Source organism: Candidatus Thiothrix sulfatifontis (genome assembly GCA_022828425.1).
GTDB classification, from domain to species: Bacteria; Pseudomonadota; Gammaproteobacteria; order Thiotrichales; family Thiotrichaceae; genus Thiothrix; species Thiothrix sulfatifontis.
Genome location: CP094685.1, coordinates 710,299 through 724,249, shown reverse-complemented (window position 1 = coordinate 724,249; position 13,951 = coordinate 710,299). Strand labels below are relative to the sequence as shown.

The following is a 13,951-nucleotide window of genomic DNA, read 5'->3' as shown; positions in this document are numbered from 1 at the left end:
GTTTTTGTCTATAATACCGCTCTTCTCAGGGCCGTTAGCTCAGTCGGTAGAGCATCTGACTTTTAATTAGGTGGTCGTGCGTTCGAGTCGCACACGGCCCACCATACAAAACGAAGGGTTGCAGTTTCAAACTGCAACCCTTTTTTGTTTGTCATCCCGCTTGATTACCGGATGTCACCGCCCGGTACGATTTGATCAAGGTTTGCCCCTGTTCTTGTGGTTTGAGCTGATCCGATTGCGCAGGCACTTCCACCGTTAATTCCACCAAAATATGTTGATTGCCATTCTGGGTTTCTTGTTGCCAACAGACCGCGCCTGCTTGTTCGCGGGGTTCCCCGAATTGCTCACTGTAATATTGCAGCACTTTGTCGTGCGGGTCGCGGGTAATAAAGGTATGGCGCGCATACACTTTGCGTTGCCCCTGTTCAGTGGTTGCCGTGCCGTGGCGCGTGCAAATGTGGCTGGCTTGCGGGTAGGGGGTAGTGCTAGAAATGCTTTGAGGCTGCCCGGTAGTCTCGTTAGTGTCGCTCATGTTGTTGTACCTTGTGTCTTGTTGAAGTGTTGTGGATTTACCACGTTATAGAACTTTTCGACTGTGAAAACCGTGATTGATTTCACAATCGTGATGAAAAAAGCGATAGTCGCGTACTGTAGTGTTTAAGCAACTTGTATGCCAGTTTCATCATTTGCCTTTTGTCGACTTTTTTTGAGCAAATCGCGTAAAAAACGCAAGATCAGTGCCACTCCCGCACCAATAGTCAGCAATAATCATTATGAGCTTAGCCATCGTTTACAGCCGCACCAATAACGGGCTGGATGCCCCGTTAGTGAGCGTCGAAGTGCACCTCGCCAATGGCCTACCCGGTGTTTCCATCGTCGGCCTGCCCGAAACGGCGGTGAAAGAAAGCCGGGATCGTGTCAAAGCCGCCATGACCAATTCCGATTTCAACTTTCCGCTGCGGCGCGTCACCATTAATCTGGCTCCGGCGGATATTCCCAAAGATGGCGGGCGTTTCGATTTACCGATTGCGATAGGGATGTTGGCGGCAAGTGAGCAATTGCCGCATGAGGTATTGCAAGGTTACGAATTCATCGGTGAATTATCGTTAGGCGGGCAATTGCGCCCGGTACGCGGGGTATTGCCTACCGCCTTTGCTGCCCTGCAAGCCGGACGTGCCTTAATCGTGCCGCAAGACAATGCCGCCGAAGCCAGCTTGATCAAAGGCTTGAAGGTTTTTGCCGCCAACACCCTCAGCGAAGTGGTAGAACACTTGCACGGCAGTGAACCACTGGTACGCTGGGAGCACCACATTGAACCCACCGCAACCACTTACCCCTTTGATCTCAGCGATGTGAAGGGGCAATTCATGGCACGTCGGGCGTTGGAAATTGCGGCGGCGGGCGGTCACAATTTGCTGATGGTCGGGCCACCCGGAACGGGCAAAACCATGCTTGCCAACCGCCTTGCCACGATTTTGCCGCCACTTTCCGAAGACGAAGCGCTGGAATCCGCTACAATTGCCTCGATCAGCCATCACGGTTTTGAAGCCAGCCGCTGGGGGCAACGCCAAGTGCGCGAACCGCATCACACCTCGTCCGGCGTGGCTTTGGTCGGCGGCGGTTCGCAAGTGAAACCGGGGGAAATTTCCCTCGCGCATCACGGCATTTTGTTTCTCGACGAACTCACCGAATTCGACCGCCACGTACTCGACGTGCTGCGCGAACCGTTGGAAACCGGCAAGATCACGCTATCCCGTGCCGCTCGCCAAGCCACTTACCCCGCTAAATTTCAGCTCGTCGCTGCCATGAACCCGTGTCCGCAAGGGCGTGCCTGCGATTTGCGTGATAATTGCGAATGCAGCCCAGAACGCCAACGCAAACACCGCAGCCGCATTTCCGCACCGTTTTTAGATCGCATCGACCTGCAAATCGAAGTACCACGAGTGAAACAAGACGACCTGCAATCATTCAAACACGGCGAAACCAGCGCCACCGTGCGCCTACGGGTCGAAGCGGCACGTTCCCGCCAACACGCTCGCCAAGGCAAGATCAACAATGCCCTAAGTGGGCGCGATGTGGATCAGCATTGCGTCTTGAGCGACAAAGACCAGAAATTGCTGAATGCGGCAATGGAACGCTTCAAGCTTTCCGCACGGGCGTATCACCGCATCCTCAAAGTGGCGCGAACCATTGCCGACCTTGCCGACAGTGCCGAGATTCGCACCGCGCATTTGACCGAAGCCCTCAGTTATCGGGCGTTGGATCGCCTCGCTGCGCTGTGAAATAGTAGCGCACTGCAACAATATTTTGTGCCATTATCCGCGCTGGCCAATCACAATGATCAGGTGCGGGTATGCTGCGTTCGACAGACACAAGAAAAGTATTGCTGGCAGGCATTTGCAGCCTGATCCTCACCGTGGGGTTGGCACGGTTTGCCTACACGCCGTTACTGCCGGTGATGCGAGCAGAAACTTGGCTCACCGAAGTCGCGGGCGGTTGGCTTGCCACCTTCAATTACATGGGCTACATGAGTGGCGCATTACTCGCCGCTTCCATTAGCAGCTTGCACACCAAATACCGACTTTACCGCGCAGGCTTGGTCATCGGCGTATTGAGCATTGCGGGCATGGCGCTGACGCAAGACATGCTGCTGTGGTCGATGTTGCGTTATACCGCAGGCTTGAGCAGTGCCGCCGGGTTGCTGATCGGTTCGGGCTTAATGCTGAACTGGTTGATGCGTAACGGACATCGCCCGGAACTCGGCATTCACTTCGGCGGCTTAGGCGGTGGCATTCTGGTATCGGGGTTAGTGGCGGTTGCCATGAGTGCACTGGCGCTGGATTGGGCGCAGCAATGGTGGACGCTCAGCCTGCTGGCAGCGCTGCTGTTTATTCCCGCTTGGTTATGGTTGCCCGAACCGCTCCCGACAACAGCGCAAGCCACCCACACCCAAACGCCGCCGTCACGCCGCTGGTTACTGCTGATGGTAGCGATGTACTTTTGCGCGGGTGTGGGCTTTGTGGTCAGCGCCACCTTCACCGTGGCAATGGTGGAAAAAATTCCGGCATTAGCAGGCTGGGGAAACTGGACATGGGTATTGGTAGGGCTTGCTGCCACACCCGCCTGTTTTGTGTGGGATCGGGTGGCGCGGCGGGTCGGCGACATGCGAGCTTTGCAATTGGCATTTGCGGGGCAAATTGTGTCGATTCTATTGCCTGCCTTATCCCAGCATCCGTTACTAGCGGTAGTAAGCGCCGCGCTGTATGGTGCAACCTTTATCGGCATTGTCAGCCTGACCTTGACGGTCATCGGGCGTTATTACCCCGCCAACCCTGCCAAAGCGATGGCACGGCTGACCTTGAGTTACGGCGTGGCGCAAATCGTCGCCCCCGCGATTACCGGCTACATTGCCGAAGCAACCGGCAGCTATCAAGGCGGTTTGTTAATGGCAGCCGCCTTTATGGTGGTCGGCATGGGCTTGTTATGGAAAATGGAGTTATCGAGCTAATGACGCAAGCGATTCTGGAAGTGCGTGATCTGCACAAACACTACCCCGGTGTGAATGCCGTGAATGGCATCGACTTCGCGGTGCGCCCCGGCATTTGCTTTGGCTTGCTAGGGCCGAATGGCGCAGGTAAAACCACCACTATCGAAATGTTGGAAGGCATTACCAAACCCACAGCGGGCGAAATTCGCTACAAAGGCGAGTTACAAGGCGCACGCTTTCGCCAAGAAGCAGGGATTCAATTTCAATCCACCGCCTTACAAGATTTCCTCACGGTGCGTGAGAATCTCAAATTTTTTAGCAGCTTATACCCGCACAGCTTGCCGCTGGACGAATTGGTCGCGATTTGTCGCTTGGAAGAGTACCTGGATCGTGATGCCAGCAAACTCTCCGGCGGGCAACGCCAACGCATGTTGCTGGCCTTAGCGCTGGTGAATGACCCCGACGTGGTATTCCTCGACGAACCCACCACCGGACTTGACCCGCAAGCACGCCTCAATTTCTGGGAACTGGTCAACAGCATTAAAGCCCGCCACAAAACGGTGTTGCTGACCACGCATTACATGGAAGAGGCGTACAACCTCTGCGATGAAATCGTGATCATGGATCACGGCAAAATCATTGCCCACGGTTCGCCCGACACCTTGCTGGCAACGCATTTTCAAGATGTGATTATCGAATTGCCCGAACGCGATTTCCCAGAAGCGGCGAAAATCATTCCGCACCGCTATTTGGATAAAGTGACCGGCACGGTGGAAATCATCACCCAAGACGTGAACGCCACCTTGGGATTGCTGATCCAACACGGTGCATCCTTGGCGGGTTTGCAAGTGCGCCCCCGCACCTTAGAAGACCTGTTTTTGGCGCTTACCGGCAAGGAGTTACGCGCATGATCAAGCGTATTTGGGCAACGTTTTACGCCCGCTCTCTGGAATTTTTGCGCGATCGTTCCACCCTTGGCTGGAATTTCATTTTGCCAATCGCGCTGGTATTTGGCTTGGCGTTTGTGTTTTCGGGGGATGGACAGCCGCTGTTCAAAGTCGCGGTGGTCGCTCAAAGTGCCGAGCATCCGTTTCTGCACACCGAACACGTTGAGTTTTATGAGGTGACGCCGGATGCGGTAGAGGCGACGGTACGCAAAGTCGGGCGGCATCAGGTCGATATGCTGCTGGATTTACGGGCCGAATCTGCCCGGTATTGGGTCAATAGCGATTCGCAAAACGGTTACTTTCTGGAAAAGCTGTTGCAACACAGCGGCGGTACAGCGTTGCAGCCGCAGAGTGTGCAGGGCGCAGAAATCCGCTACGTCGATTGGGTGGTTCCTGGCATTTTGGGGATGAACTTGATGTTCAGTTGCTTGTTTGGCGTGGGCTTTGTAATCGTGCGCTACCGTAAAAGCGGCTATTTGAAACGCCTGAATGCCACGCCTTTGAGTGCTACCGAATTCCTGTTGGCGCAAATTGCTTCGCGTTTGGCGCTGGTCGTCTTCGTGACCACGATTGTGTTTACTGGCACTAACTTGTTCATGCACTTCACGATGGAAGGCAGTTATTGGAATCTGTTGTTGGTGCTGGTATTGGGGGCATTTACCCTGATTGCGCTGAGCTTGGTGGTCGCGGCACGGGTGAGCAGCGAGGAATTGGCGGGCGGTTTACTCAACCTGCTGACTTGGCCAATGATGGTGTTGTCGGGGGTATGGTTTTCGATGGAAGGCACTAACCCGGTGATGCAATGGGTGAGTCAATTGTCACCGTTGACCCACATCCTCAGCGCGGCGCGGGCGATTATGCTGGATGGGGCGGGCTTGGCGGATATTGGTGTGCAATTGCTGGTATTGGTAGCAATGGCAGCGCTGTTTGTGGTGATTGGCACCTTGTCGTTTAAGTGGACAACCGAGTGAGGGGCAAACCCCCTCACCGACACCTACCATTAAGCCGCTTGCGCTTTCATCGGCAAATGCCCTTTGTGTACCAAGGTGGGGTATAAATGCACAACTTCGTCGTCAATGCGGCGAATCACCAGCGCAAAAATTTCGCGGCTGTCACGAATAAACGCTTCGTGATCGCCAATCCTGAGTTCTTTGCCCTTGCACCAACGTTTCAGGTATTGCCCAAAGACCCGCTTGATTTCACCGGAACCGGACATGAATTTGCGCCCGGTATTACGCGCATCGTTGTCTTCATCCATCAGCAATAACTGGTACAACTCGTGTTCTTCGGTTTCCAGATGCGCTTTCACCAGATCAACGTAACGAAAAAACAATTCGCAGGATACTTCGGTATCACAGATGGAACGTTCGTTGATCAAGTAACTTAGCACATTGGAAAGTTCTGTAATTTTATGGTTTTGCTCATTGAGTTCCATGTATGAAATCATGGGCTGGTCTCCTGTAGTGGTACGCGCTTAAATGTTTAATTCCCGCAAAGCATAAGTGATTACGCCGTTGCAGATCATGACATTGCTCATAAGAACTAGCAGGAGATGCTTAGGGTTGCCACTAGTTACGGCGCCTTGCCAAGGTATTGCAGGGCAATTTTCAGCATCCGGCGCACGGGTTCTGCCGCGCCCCATAGCAATTGGTCGCCAACGGTGAAGGCGGTGAGGTATTGCGGCCCCAGATTCATTTTGCGAATCCGCCCAACCGGAACCGTTAGGGTGCCAGAGGCTTGTACCGGCGTCAGGCCGCGCAAGGTGGATTCCTTATCATTCGGGATGACTTTTACCCACTCGTTGTGGCTGGCAATGATGCTTTCGATTTCCGCCAGCGGCAAATCTTGGGTGAGCTTGATGGTGAAACCTTGCGAATGGCAGCGCATCGCACCGATACGCACACACTGCCCGTCGACGGGGATGCTATTCGCTGCGGTTTTGCCGAGGATTTTGTTGGTTTCGGCAATGCCTTTCCACTCTTCCTTGGTTTGACCGTTTTCCCACAGCTTGTCGATCCACGGAATCAGGCTACCTGCCAGCGGTGCACCGAAGTTGGCGGTGGAAAGTGTGCCGTCATTCAATTTCGCGGTCACTTTGGTGTCGATGTCGAGAATCGCGGAAGCGGGGTCTGCCAGCAAATCGCCGACTTCGCCGTTGAGTTCGCCCATTTGCGTGAGCAATTCGCGCATGTTTTTCGCGCCCGCCCCGGAAGCAGCTTGGTAAGTCATGGAGCTGATCCATTCGACCAGCCCTTTTTCAAACAAGCCGCCCAAGGCCATCAGCATCAGGGAAACGGTGCAATTGCCGCCGATGTAATTCTTGATGCCGCTTTGCAAGCCCGCGTCGATGACATTGCGGTTTACCGGGTCGAGCACAATGATGGCGTCGTCTGCCATGCGCAAGGTGGACGCCGCGTCGATCCAGTAGCCGTTCCAGCGAGCGCGAAGCGTGGCGTAAACGGCGTTGGTGTAATCACCGCCTTGGCAGGAGAGGATAATGTCCATTTCCGCCAGCTTGTCGATATTCATTGCATCTTCCAACGGTTTCGCGCCCATGCCGACGTTAGGGCCGGGTTTGCCGGACTGCGAAGTGGTGAAAAATACCGGCTCAAAGCCCTGAAAATCGTGTTCCGCCCGCATCCGTTCCATCAGTACCGAACCGACCATGCCGCGCCAACCGACAAAACCAACCTTTACCATTGCAAACTCCGTCAATCAAGGAATGCGGGTCGCCCCACTGCTGCACCCGCGAATAGGGGTAAGAGTGTAGCACCGTCGTGAGTGCAGCAAAACATCGAGGTTTAGGGAAACTTGCCGTTTACCACCAAAAGCATACTATAATTAACCTTAACCGCGATTAAGTTAACCAAGATGTTTAAATATGCTGACATTATCCGCTCGTACCACCATCACACTGGAAGTTTTTGGTCACATGATCCGTGCTGCACGTTTGGAAAGAAAAATGCCACAAGCCGAACTCGCGGAACGTTTGGGCGTTAGCCGCCAAACCATCAGTGCCATTGAAAAAGGGGATGCAAAGGTTGCCATCGGTGCAGTGTTTGAAGCAGCAACGATTGTCGGCATCCCACTGCTAACCGACAACGCCCGTGAATTGCAGCGTCTTTCGACCACCGTAGCGAATCTCGCCAGCTTGCTCCCCGAACGCGCCCGGGCAATCAAAGTGGAGTTGGATAATGATTTCTGACCAACAGCCAGCAGACAGCGCTTATGTATGGATTTGGTTGCCAGGGCAGACTGAACCCGTGGTTGCTGGGCGTATTGTCAGGCGGGGGCAATTGCATTATTTCACCTATGGACGCAGTTATCTGCAACGTGAGAATGCGATAGCGTTATCACCGTTTGAATTACCCTTAGGCAAAAACACGTTTCAACCGGAAGGTTTGAACACACTCCACTCCTGCCTGCGGGATGCCGCACCGGATGCTTGGGGACGGCGAGTAATCAGTTACCGACACCGTAATTTCACGCCTGATGAACTCGATTATCTGCTGTTATCCGGCAGTGACCGTATCGGTGCGCTGGATTTTCAACGCGATGGCAGCCATTACCAATCACGACAAACCCAAGCAGCGCAATTAGCCGAGTTACTAACGGCGGCACAACGGGTGGAAACTGGGCAACCCCTTTCTCCAGAACTGGATGTGGCATTAATGCACGGAACCAGTGTCGGGGGCGCACGTCCCAAAGCCCTGCTCAACGACGGGCGGCACAGCTACATTGCCAAATTCAGCGCATCGACGGATTACTACAACATTGTGAAAGCGGAATACGTCGCCATGCAATTGGCGCAACACGTGGGGCTTGACGTTGCCCAGACGCAGTTGGTATCTGTCATGGGGAAAGATGTGTTATTGGTGGAGCGTTTTGACCGCTTTCAACAAGGAAACCAACACTACCGCCGTTGTTTGCTCAGCGGTTTAAGCCTGTTGGGTTTGAATGAGATGGAAGCCCGCTATGCCAGTTATCAAGACTTAGCTGATCTGATTCGCTTGCGATTTGCTAATCCTATTGCCGCCTTACACGAACTCTTCCGGCGGATCGTTTTCAATATCCTGATCGGTAATACCGACGATCACGCACGTAATCACGCTGCTTTTTGGGACGGGAATTCGCTGCAATTGACACCGGCTTACGATCTTTGCCCGCAAATGCGTTCAGATCGTGAAGCAACGCAAGCCATGCGCATTGGCGGTATCCACGGCAACTTTTCTACACTGGCGAACGTCTTGTCAGTCTGCCAGCACTTCCAATTAAGCTCCGAAGCGGCGCGTCATTTGATTGATCAGCAGGTGGAAACGATCCAACAGCATTGGCATAGCGTCTGTGAACAAGCGGGCATGACGACACATGAACGTGAGCGGCTTTGGCAACGAGCGGTATTTAACCCGTTTTGTTTTGAGTAGTAGCTAACAGACTGAATCTTTCCGCTGTTACCACTTTCGGCACGAGTCGCCCGCTTTTCCTCGGCAACAGTCGATCACAAACGGTCAAACGCCTCCGGCTCAACATCCGATACAGCACGCATGACCTTGAGAAAATCTGCGCGTGATGCTTGAGACGCTTCTTGCGCCAGATAATTTTTGGTCAGCAAGGCAGACATTTTTTCAGCCGCCGCTGTTACCAAAAATTGATTGATCGAGACACCATCCGCCTTTGCCAGCTCTTTGATCTTCTCATGCAATGATTGGGGTAAACGCAATGTCAGTTTATTCGCAATTCGTGTTTTCATGGTGTCATATGTACAACCATTTGTAGTGGTCTGGCAAGTTTCTTGCGGTGGTAATTGCTTAGACTAAGCGTCTGTCGTCATCGCGGCGAATCTTTCCGCCGTCACTACTTTCGGCACGAGTCGTCCGCTTTTTCCCGGTAACATCAGCACGATAGTGCGGTTGTGTGCATCGCCGTAGCTGACGTGTAGCGGTTTGTCGTTGCCGTAGAAATACAGGCGGTCAAACGGGGTGTTTTGCACGATCCATTGCGCGACTTCCAGCATGTTTTCGTCGGGGATGATGAAATCACAGGCTGCACCCTTGCGTTCGCAGATCAGGTTGCCACGGGTATTTACTTCATGGGCGGCGTATTGGTCGCGTTTGGGGTCGATGCTGCCTTTGATGTGTTTGGCGAGTTCGGGGGAGCAGAAGCCGTAGGTGAGTTCGATACCGCCAAAGTAATCCATTACCGGGTCAATAATGTGCAGGGCAAGCGCGGCGAGTGCGTTATAGGTGTCAGGTTGTTTGGGCAGGTTGGGTAAGCCGGTGTTGGCTTGGGTTGCGCCGCATTCGATGAAGTCGCGGAAGGTGTGGTATTGACCGCAGGGGTCATCCAACGCGGGGGTGTGTGGCGCGGGTTGCAGTTCAAAGCCCACGACTGCCAAGCGTAAACGCTGCAACGTGGCATCGAATTGTTCGGGGGGTATTCCGTAACCGTCTAAGGCAAACTTAGGGTGGGTTGCCAGCACCTGGTCAAAGGCGAGTTGTTCGGCGTAGTGCGGGAAGTCGGGGGTGAGGAAACGCGCTTTCCGGTACAAGTAAGGCGGAGTGTAGGTGTCGCCGTATTTGTAATACTCGAAACGCTGGTTGACTAGGCTGATTTTGATGCGTTCCAGCAAGCGTGGCAGGGGCGATTCTTCAAAGTCGTCGTATTTCATCAGCGACAATTTGCCGGATTCGGCGTGGATTTTCAGCAAATCGGCGGAGGTCACGTCACCGAAAACGAAGGTGGCGCAACCGATGTAGACCCGCAAAATCGGCGGCAATGCCACGACTTGCGCGGTGTGGAAGGTGAACGCGCCTTCTTCATCGAGATAGCCATAGCCTTGCGCGGCGGCTTGTTGGCACATTTGGCGCAGCAACGCGGGGTTGCCCGCTGAGAATAACAGGCGTTCGCCGTCGGTTTGGGCGTGTTGGTAGTTTTGGAAGAAAGCTTTGACATCGCGTTTGAGGCTTTCCGGCAAATGGCGGTAGATGCGTTGCTGGTCGAAACGGCGCATCGCAAAGTACACCGTGAGGTCATCGCGGCGGCTGTCGAAGGCGAGTTTCAGCAGTTCATCACCGTGGAAGCGTTGCAGGAATTTCAGAGCGCGTTGTGTTGTGCCGAATAGGTCTTTGCTGGCGGCAAGGTCGGGGAATTCGTCGTCTTGGGGCGGTCTGCCCAGTTCTAGCCAGCGTAGCCAGAGTGCATCCAATAAAGCTGCGTGTTGTTCGTAGAAGGCGCGTTCTTTGTCGGCTTTGGTGAGGCGGGCGGCGCGTTCGGCTTTCGGCACTTTGGGTAATTGGCTGATCAGGCGGTTGGCGGTAGCGCGGTTGCGGTAGCGGCGTTCCAGAAATGCTTGTTCTGCGTCTTTGTCTTTGAATACGAAAAACACGCCGGGGCCGACAGCTACTGGGTCTTCATCGAGTACGTGGCGCAGGTATTCGCGGAATTCTTCTTGGGAATAATAGCGTTGGAAGGTGTTGCGGCTGGTGAGTACGCCATCGCGGAACAAACGCCCGCGTTCGGGGGATTGTTCGCCGAGCATGACCGCCGCACACAGGAATTGGGTGCAAAGTTGGTATGCGCCTAACACGGCTTCCATGCGTTCGGTCTTGTCTTCGATCACGTTGATGACGAAGCCGAGGTTGACAATATCGGCGGTGTGTTTGGGGTTGTCGGGGCAGAAATGCGGGTCCCAACCGTTAGCGGTGAGGTTGTTTTGGCGCAGGATGTCTACGGCGCTGCCTTTGCCACAACCGTAGTCGAAAATCGTGTGTTTGCCTTCCAGAAAGTCATGCTTGGCGAGGAGTTGCATGGGTTTGGAGAGGGCGTAGCGGGTTAGCGCGGTGCGGTGGCGTTCGACGTTGGAAGTCTTTTCAGTAGTTTCGGGTGGTGCTATTTCACTTCCATCAAGTTTAACCAGCGTGTGATCGACGACTTTGTAACCTGCATTGCGGAGGCGTTCTTCCCATTGTTTTTTATAGCCGATTTTGCGGGAGTCTTTGAAAAGTCCGGCATCTTCGAGTTGCTTGGTAAGTGCGGCGAATTTGGGAATGTCGGGGTGATCGGGGGGGAGAAGGAGTTCTTTGCGGTGGAGGATGGGCAGGTGAGGGGTTATATAGTGACGTTTTTTAATAGATTGCGAGGGTAAATCTATTATCCAGCTATATGCTAGAGTTGGAAACGGCATACTGAAAATGTCAATATATTGTAAAAAAGAGATTTTTCTCTTCTTGTGGTTGATTTTAATAACATTGAAGTCTTTTTCAGTTTTCAAACTGAAATTATATTGAGTTTCAGTAATCAGCCTCTGAACTTCAGAAGGTTGCTCATTGAACAGAAGATGATGCCAGTAGGAATTACTGCCAACATGTTTGCCCAATAAGCTAGGTGCAGAGGTTATCAATTGATATTCACCTCTATACGGCATATCTACAGATGACTTGAGCTTATTGAATCAATATACGTTGCTATTTCAATGGGTGCTGGGTTAATTCGCTCCGCAAGATGATAGCGTGGGTCATCCATAATTGCGTGAATTTGCTTCCAACGATTAAGCAATAGCTTTCCATCAATGATACGTAGCAGACCGTGATATTGATCGAGTAAATTTGAGCTACTGTTCGTAAATGTTGCTGCCTTTGATAGATTGGCTTCGTAAGGCTCTATATCATGGGGCACATTTAGTAATTTCCTTACTTCAATATCGATATCATCACGTTTTTTATTCTTATATGGATTGCTTATTTCCCGTTTACGCTGCGAATGTCTTAACAGATTCAGCCCAGCCAATGGTATCAATGCGTCACAATGTTCAAGCAGTTCAGAGGTGACTTCATGAGTTGGACGCTCAGCACGACCTTGCTGATGGGAAGCTAAATGCCGCTCCAGAGCATGAGGCTCAAGCAAATAGCTTTCCATTTCCCAACGCAGTAGGACATTAATATAGTCGCCGAACGGTTTAGCGGCGATAAAGACTTCATCATCCGTTTCCCAAACCAAATCCCATAAGTCAGCAGATTTTACAGAATCCCTGTCTACAATACCGTAGGATTCAATCCCTGCACTGCGGTCATGCTCAACACTTTGCCTTACCGCAGTGCAGCCATTCATGTTTGCATTGCCATCACTACCCGGTTTAAATGCCAGTTTTCTCAAATAATCACGAAACCAGTAATTCTCATAGAGATTTACATCTGCTTCTGACTCAAGGTAAACAATCCGCTTGCCTGCGTAACGGCTAAATAAAATGTCATCGTCAGTAGTAACTGTGCTGGTTGCCCGTTGTCTGCTTTTAAGACTCTGCACTGAGTTGCTCCCTCATTTCCTGCATGATTCGTTGTGCTTTAGCTTCTTCTTCGGCGGTTTCAAGAATATACGCCCCCTTCACCAGATTCTTTTCTGTCAATTGTGGGGCAAACGCCTTCATAACTTCCTGAGTATGCGTAGTAACAAACAAAGTGAAGCCGGGATAATGCTTCTGTGCCATTTTCATCAGCTCAAACATAAGTTGGAAACGCCAAGTCGTGTGTAGATGCGTTTCTATCTCATCAATGAAAACAATGGTATTACCTGTCATATGAATACCAAGACGCAAGAATATTTGCAGAAGGCTCTTTTCCCCACTACTCATTTGATCCAGACGATGAGCTTGTGATTGCCCATCTACAGTAACGTCAGCCAACAAGGTACGTTTGTTGACATCAGTAATTTTCTTGTTGGACTCACCAAATACTCGTTGATTAATGATTGATAAGGCTTCTTTGAAGCGTTCTTCGTCCAACCATTTCAACCAAACCAATAAATTATCTAATGACTGATCCCACAACTGCCCTTCTGTAGAAAAAGTATGGGTTGGTTTGTATCCCCAATTGTTGGGGCGATCAATACTACGTTGGTCAATATTCGCAGGCTTAGGAATATTCCGGTATGCCGAGAAGTAAAGTAGTGTCGGATAAGTGAGTGATGCATCTTCAAAACCATGAGGTTCTGTTTCTGTATTGTCTTTTTCCTGTGCCTGTTGAAGTAATGAATTAAAATCTTTAATCCATGCGTCAAGTTCGCCTGTCCATGAGTCGACTTTTCCTAACATTTCAATCCGACCTACATCCGTTCGACGAAATCCAAACCGATGCCATTCTTTCGCACCAACGCGGTCAAGCTCTTTCTCATCCCACGTTTTCAGGAAAGTGTTGCCAATAAAACCAGCGATCAGTGACAGTACCCACACTTTGTCAACACCATCACGTTGGGTACGAACCAGAATATCCCATTGCGCACGTCCTTTGCCGTAGTCCAGCGGCTCGAAGCCGAAACTTTCCAGTTTGGTCTTACCCAGCATGTTCATCATGGCAACCATCAGTTCCAGCAAGGTGGTCTTACCGCGCCCGTTCTTGGAGGCAAACAGGAAAACATTACAGGGTTCTTCGTTCACATCAGTGAAATCGAACTCCTCCAAGCGTTCCTGAAACGGGCCAATACGGTCAACCGTCAGGAAGAGTGGTGAGAACTGTTTGATCTGCAT

At 52.0% G+C, this 13,951-nt stretch carries 13 protein-coding genes and 1 tRNA gene; 7 read left to right on the top strand and 7 right to left on the bottom strand.

Features of this window, described 5'->3' with window-relative positions; genetic code table 11:
- Positions 1-28 precede the first annotated feature (28 nt).
- Positions 29-104 (top strand) — tRNA-Lys (locus L3K52_03665).
- Between the two features lie 47 nt (positions 105-151).
- On the opposite strand, the gene L3K52_03660 is transcribed toward L3K52_03665, so the two are convergent.
- Positions 152-532, bottom strand: a complete 381-nt coding sequence (locus L3K52_03660; GenBank protein UOG92836.1) for a hypothetical protein — start codon at positions 530-532, stop codon at positions 152-154.
- 241 nt (positions 533-773) lie between these two features.
- On the opposite strand from L3K52_03660, the gene L3K52_03655 reads away from it, so the two are divergent.
- From L3K52_03655 to L3K52_03640, 4 genes are all read left to right on the top strand, one after another.
- Positions 774-2,282 carry a YifB family Mg chelatase-like AAA ATPase gene (locus tag L3K52_03655; protein UOG92835.1) on the top strand — a complete coding sequence of 503 codons (1,509 nt, stop codon included), beginning with the start codon at positions 774-776 and terminating at the stop codon, positions 2,280-2,282.
- Positions 2,283-2,353: 71 nt separating this feature from the next.
- Positions 2,354-3,508, top strand: coding sequence for a YbfB/YjiJ family MFS transporter (locus tag L3K52_03650; GenBank protein UOG92834.1), 1,155 nt, complete (start codon positions 2,354-2,356; stop codon positions 3,506-3,508).
- A complete protein-coding gene (locus tag L3K52_03645) occupies positions 3,484-4,398 on the top strand; it encodes an ABC transporter ATP-binding protein (GenBank protein UOG92833.1) in 915 nt (304 codons plus the stop codon). The genes L3K52_03650 and L3K52_03645 overlap by 25 nt, the downstream gene beginning before the upstream one ends.
- The gene (locus L3K52_03640) at positions 4,395-5,405 is read left to right on the top strand and encodes an ABC transporter permease (GenBank protein UOG92832.1); all 1,011 of its coding nucleotides are present in this window, start codon (positions 4,395-4,397) and stop codon (positions 5,403-5,405) included. Before L3K52_03645 ends, L3K52_03640 begins: the two co-directional genes overlap by 4 nt.
- 29 nt (positions 5,406-5,434) lie before the next feature.
- Here L3K52_03640 and L3K52_03635 read toward each other — a convergent pair whose 3' ends face one another.
- Together L3K52_03635 and asd are read right to left on the bottom strand one after the other, a co-directional pair.
- A complete protein-coding gene (locus tag L3K52_03635; GenBank protein UOG92831.1) occupies positions 5,435-5,881 on the bottom strand; it encodes a hypothetical protein in 447 nt (148 codons plus the stop codon).
- Between the two features lie 125 nt (positions 5,882-6,006).
- Positions 6,007-7,134, bottom strand: a complete 1,128-nt coding sequence (gene asd / locus L3K52_03630) for an aspartate-semialdehyde dehydrogenase (protein UOG92830.1) — start codon at positions 7,132-7,134, stop codon at positions 6,007-6,009.
- A 181-nt stretch (positions 7,135-7,315) separates the two neighbouring features.
- Here asd and L3K52_03625 point away from each other — a divergent pair, with 181 nt between their 5' ends.
- Together L3K52_03625 and L3K52_03620 are read left to right on the top strand one after the other, a co-directional pair.
- Positions 7,316-7,639 (top strand): helix-turn-helix transcriptional regulator, encoded by a 324-nt coding sequence (locus L3K52_03625; GenBank protein ID UOG92829.1) that lies wholly within the window; start codon positions 7,316-7,318, stop codon positions 7,637-7,639.
- The gene (locus L3K52_03620; GenBank protein ID UOG92828.1) at positions 7,629-8,858 is read left to right on the top strand and encodes a type II toxin-antitoxin system HipA family toxin; all 1,230 of its coding nucleotides are present in this window, start codon (positions 7,629-7,631) and stop codon (positions 8,856-8,858) included. Before L3K52_03625 ends, L3K52_03620 begins: the two co-directional genes overlap by 11 nt.
- Before the next feature lie 74 nt (positions 8,859-8,932).
- Here the strand turns inward: L3K52_03620 and L3K52_03615 are convergent, their stop codons facing one another.
- From L3K52_03615 to L3K52_03600, 4 genes are all read right to left on the bottom strand, one after another.
- Complete coding sequence (locus L3K52_03615; GenBank protein ID UOG92827.1) at positions 8,933-9,184, bottom strand: type II toxin-antitoxin system HicB family antitoxin; 252 nt, start codon at positions 9,182-9,184, stop codon at positions 8,933-8,935.
- 63 nt (positions 9,185-9,247) lie between these two features.
- On the bottom strand, positions 9,248-11,617 hold the full coding sequence (locus L3K52_03610) for a DNA phosphorothioation-associated putative methyltransferase (protein ID UOG92826.1): 2,370 nt from the start codon (positions 11,615-11,617) through the stop codon (positions 9,248-9,250).
- A 242-nt stretch (positions 11,618-11,859) separates the two neighbouring features.
- Positions 11,860-12,735, bottom strand: a complete 876-nt coding sequence (locus L3K52_03605) for a hypothetical protein (protein ID UOG92825.1) — start codon at positions 12,733-12,735, stop codon at positions 11,860-11,862.
- Entirely contained in the window at positions 12,722-13,951 is a 1,230-nt protein-coding gene (locus tag L3K52_03600; GenBank protein ID UOG92824.1) for an ATP-binding protein, read from the bottom strand. The genes L3K52_03605 and L3K52_03600 overlap by 14 nt, the downstream gene beginning before the upstream one ends.

What these genes read in the sequence shown, in the direction of transcription:
- asd (UOG92830.1), bottom strand. Translation starts at nt 7,134, where the DNA reads ATGGTAAAGGTTGGTTTTGTCGGTTGGCGCGGCATGGTCGGTTCGGTA.
- L3K52_03640 (UOG92832.1), top strand. Translation starts at nt 4,395, where the DNA reads ATGATCAAGCGTATTTGGGCAACGTTTTACGCCCGCTCTCTGGAATTT.
- L3K52_03620 (UOG92828.1), top strand. Translation starts at nt 7,629, where the DNA reads ATGATTTCTGACCAACAGCCAGCAGACAGCGCTTATGTATGGATTTGG.
- L3K52_03650 (UOG92834.1), top strand. Translation starts at nt 2,354, where the DNA reads ATGCTGCGTTCGACAGACACAAGAAAAGTATTGCTGGCAGGCATTTGC.
- L3K52_03655 (UOG92835.1), top strand. Translation starts at nt 774, where the DNA reads ATGAGCTTAGCCATCGTTTACAGCCGCACCAATAACGGGCTGGATGCC.
- L3K52_03635 (UOG92831.1), bottom strand. Translation starts at nt 5,881, where the DNA reads ATGATTTCATACATGGAACTCAATGAGCAAAACCATAAAATTACAGAA.
- L3K52_03615 (UOG92827.1), bottom strand. Translation starts at nt 9,184, where the DNA reads ATGAAAACACGAATTGCGAATAAACTGACATTGCGTTTACCCCAATCA.
- L3K52_03660 (UOG92836.1), bottom strand. Translation starts at nt 532, where the DNA reads ATGAGCGACACTAACGAGACTACCGGGCAGCCTCAAAGCATTTCTAGC.
- L3K52_03610 (UOG92826.1), bottom strand. Translation starts at nt 11,617, where the DNA reads ATGCCGTTTCCAACTCTAGCATATAGCTGGATAATAGATTTACCCTCG.
- L3K52_03625 (UOG92829.1), top strand. Translation starts at nt 7,316, where the DNA reads ATGCTGACATTATCCGCTCGTACCACCATCACACTGGAAGTTTTTGGT.
- L3K52_03645 (UOG92833.1), top strand. Translation starts at nt 3,484, where the DNA reads ATGGAAAATGGAGTTATCGAGCTAATGACGCAAGCGATTCTGGAAGTG.
- L3K52_03600 (UOG92824.1), bottom strand. Translation starts at nt 13,951, where the DNA reads ATGCAGATCAAACAGTTCTCACCACTCTTCCTGACGGTTGACCGTATT.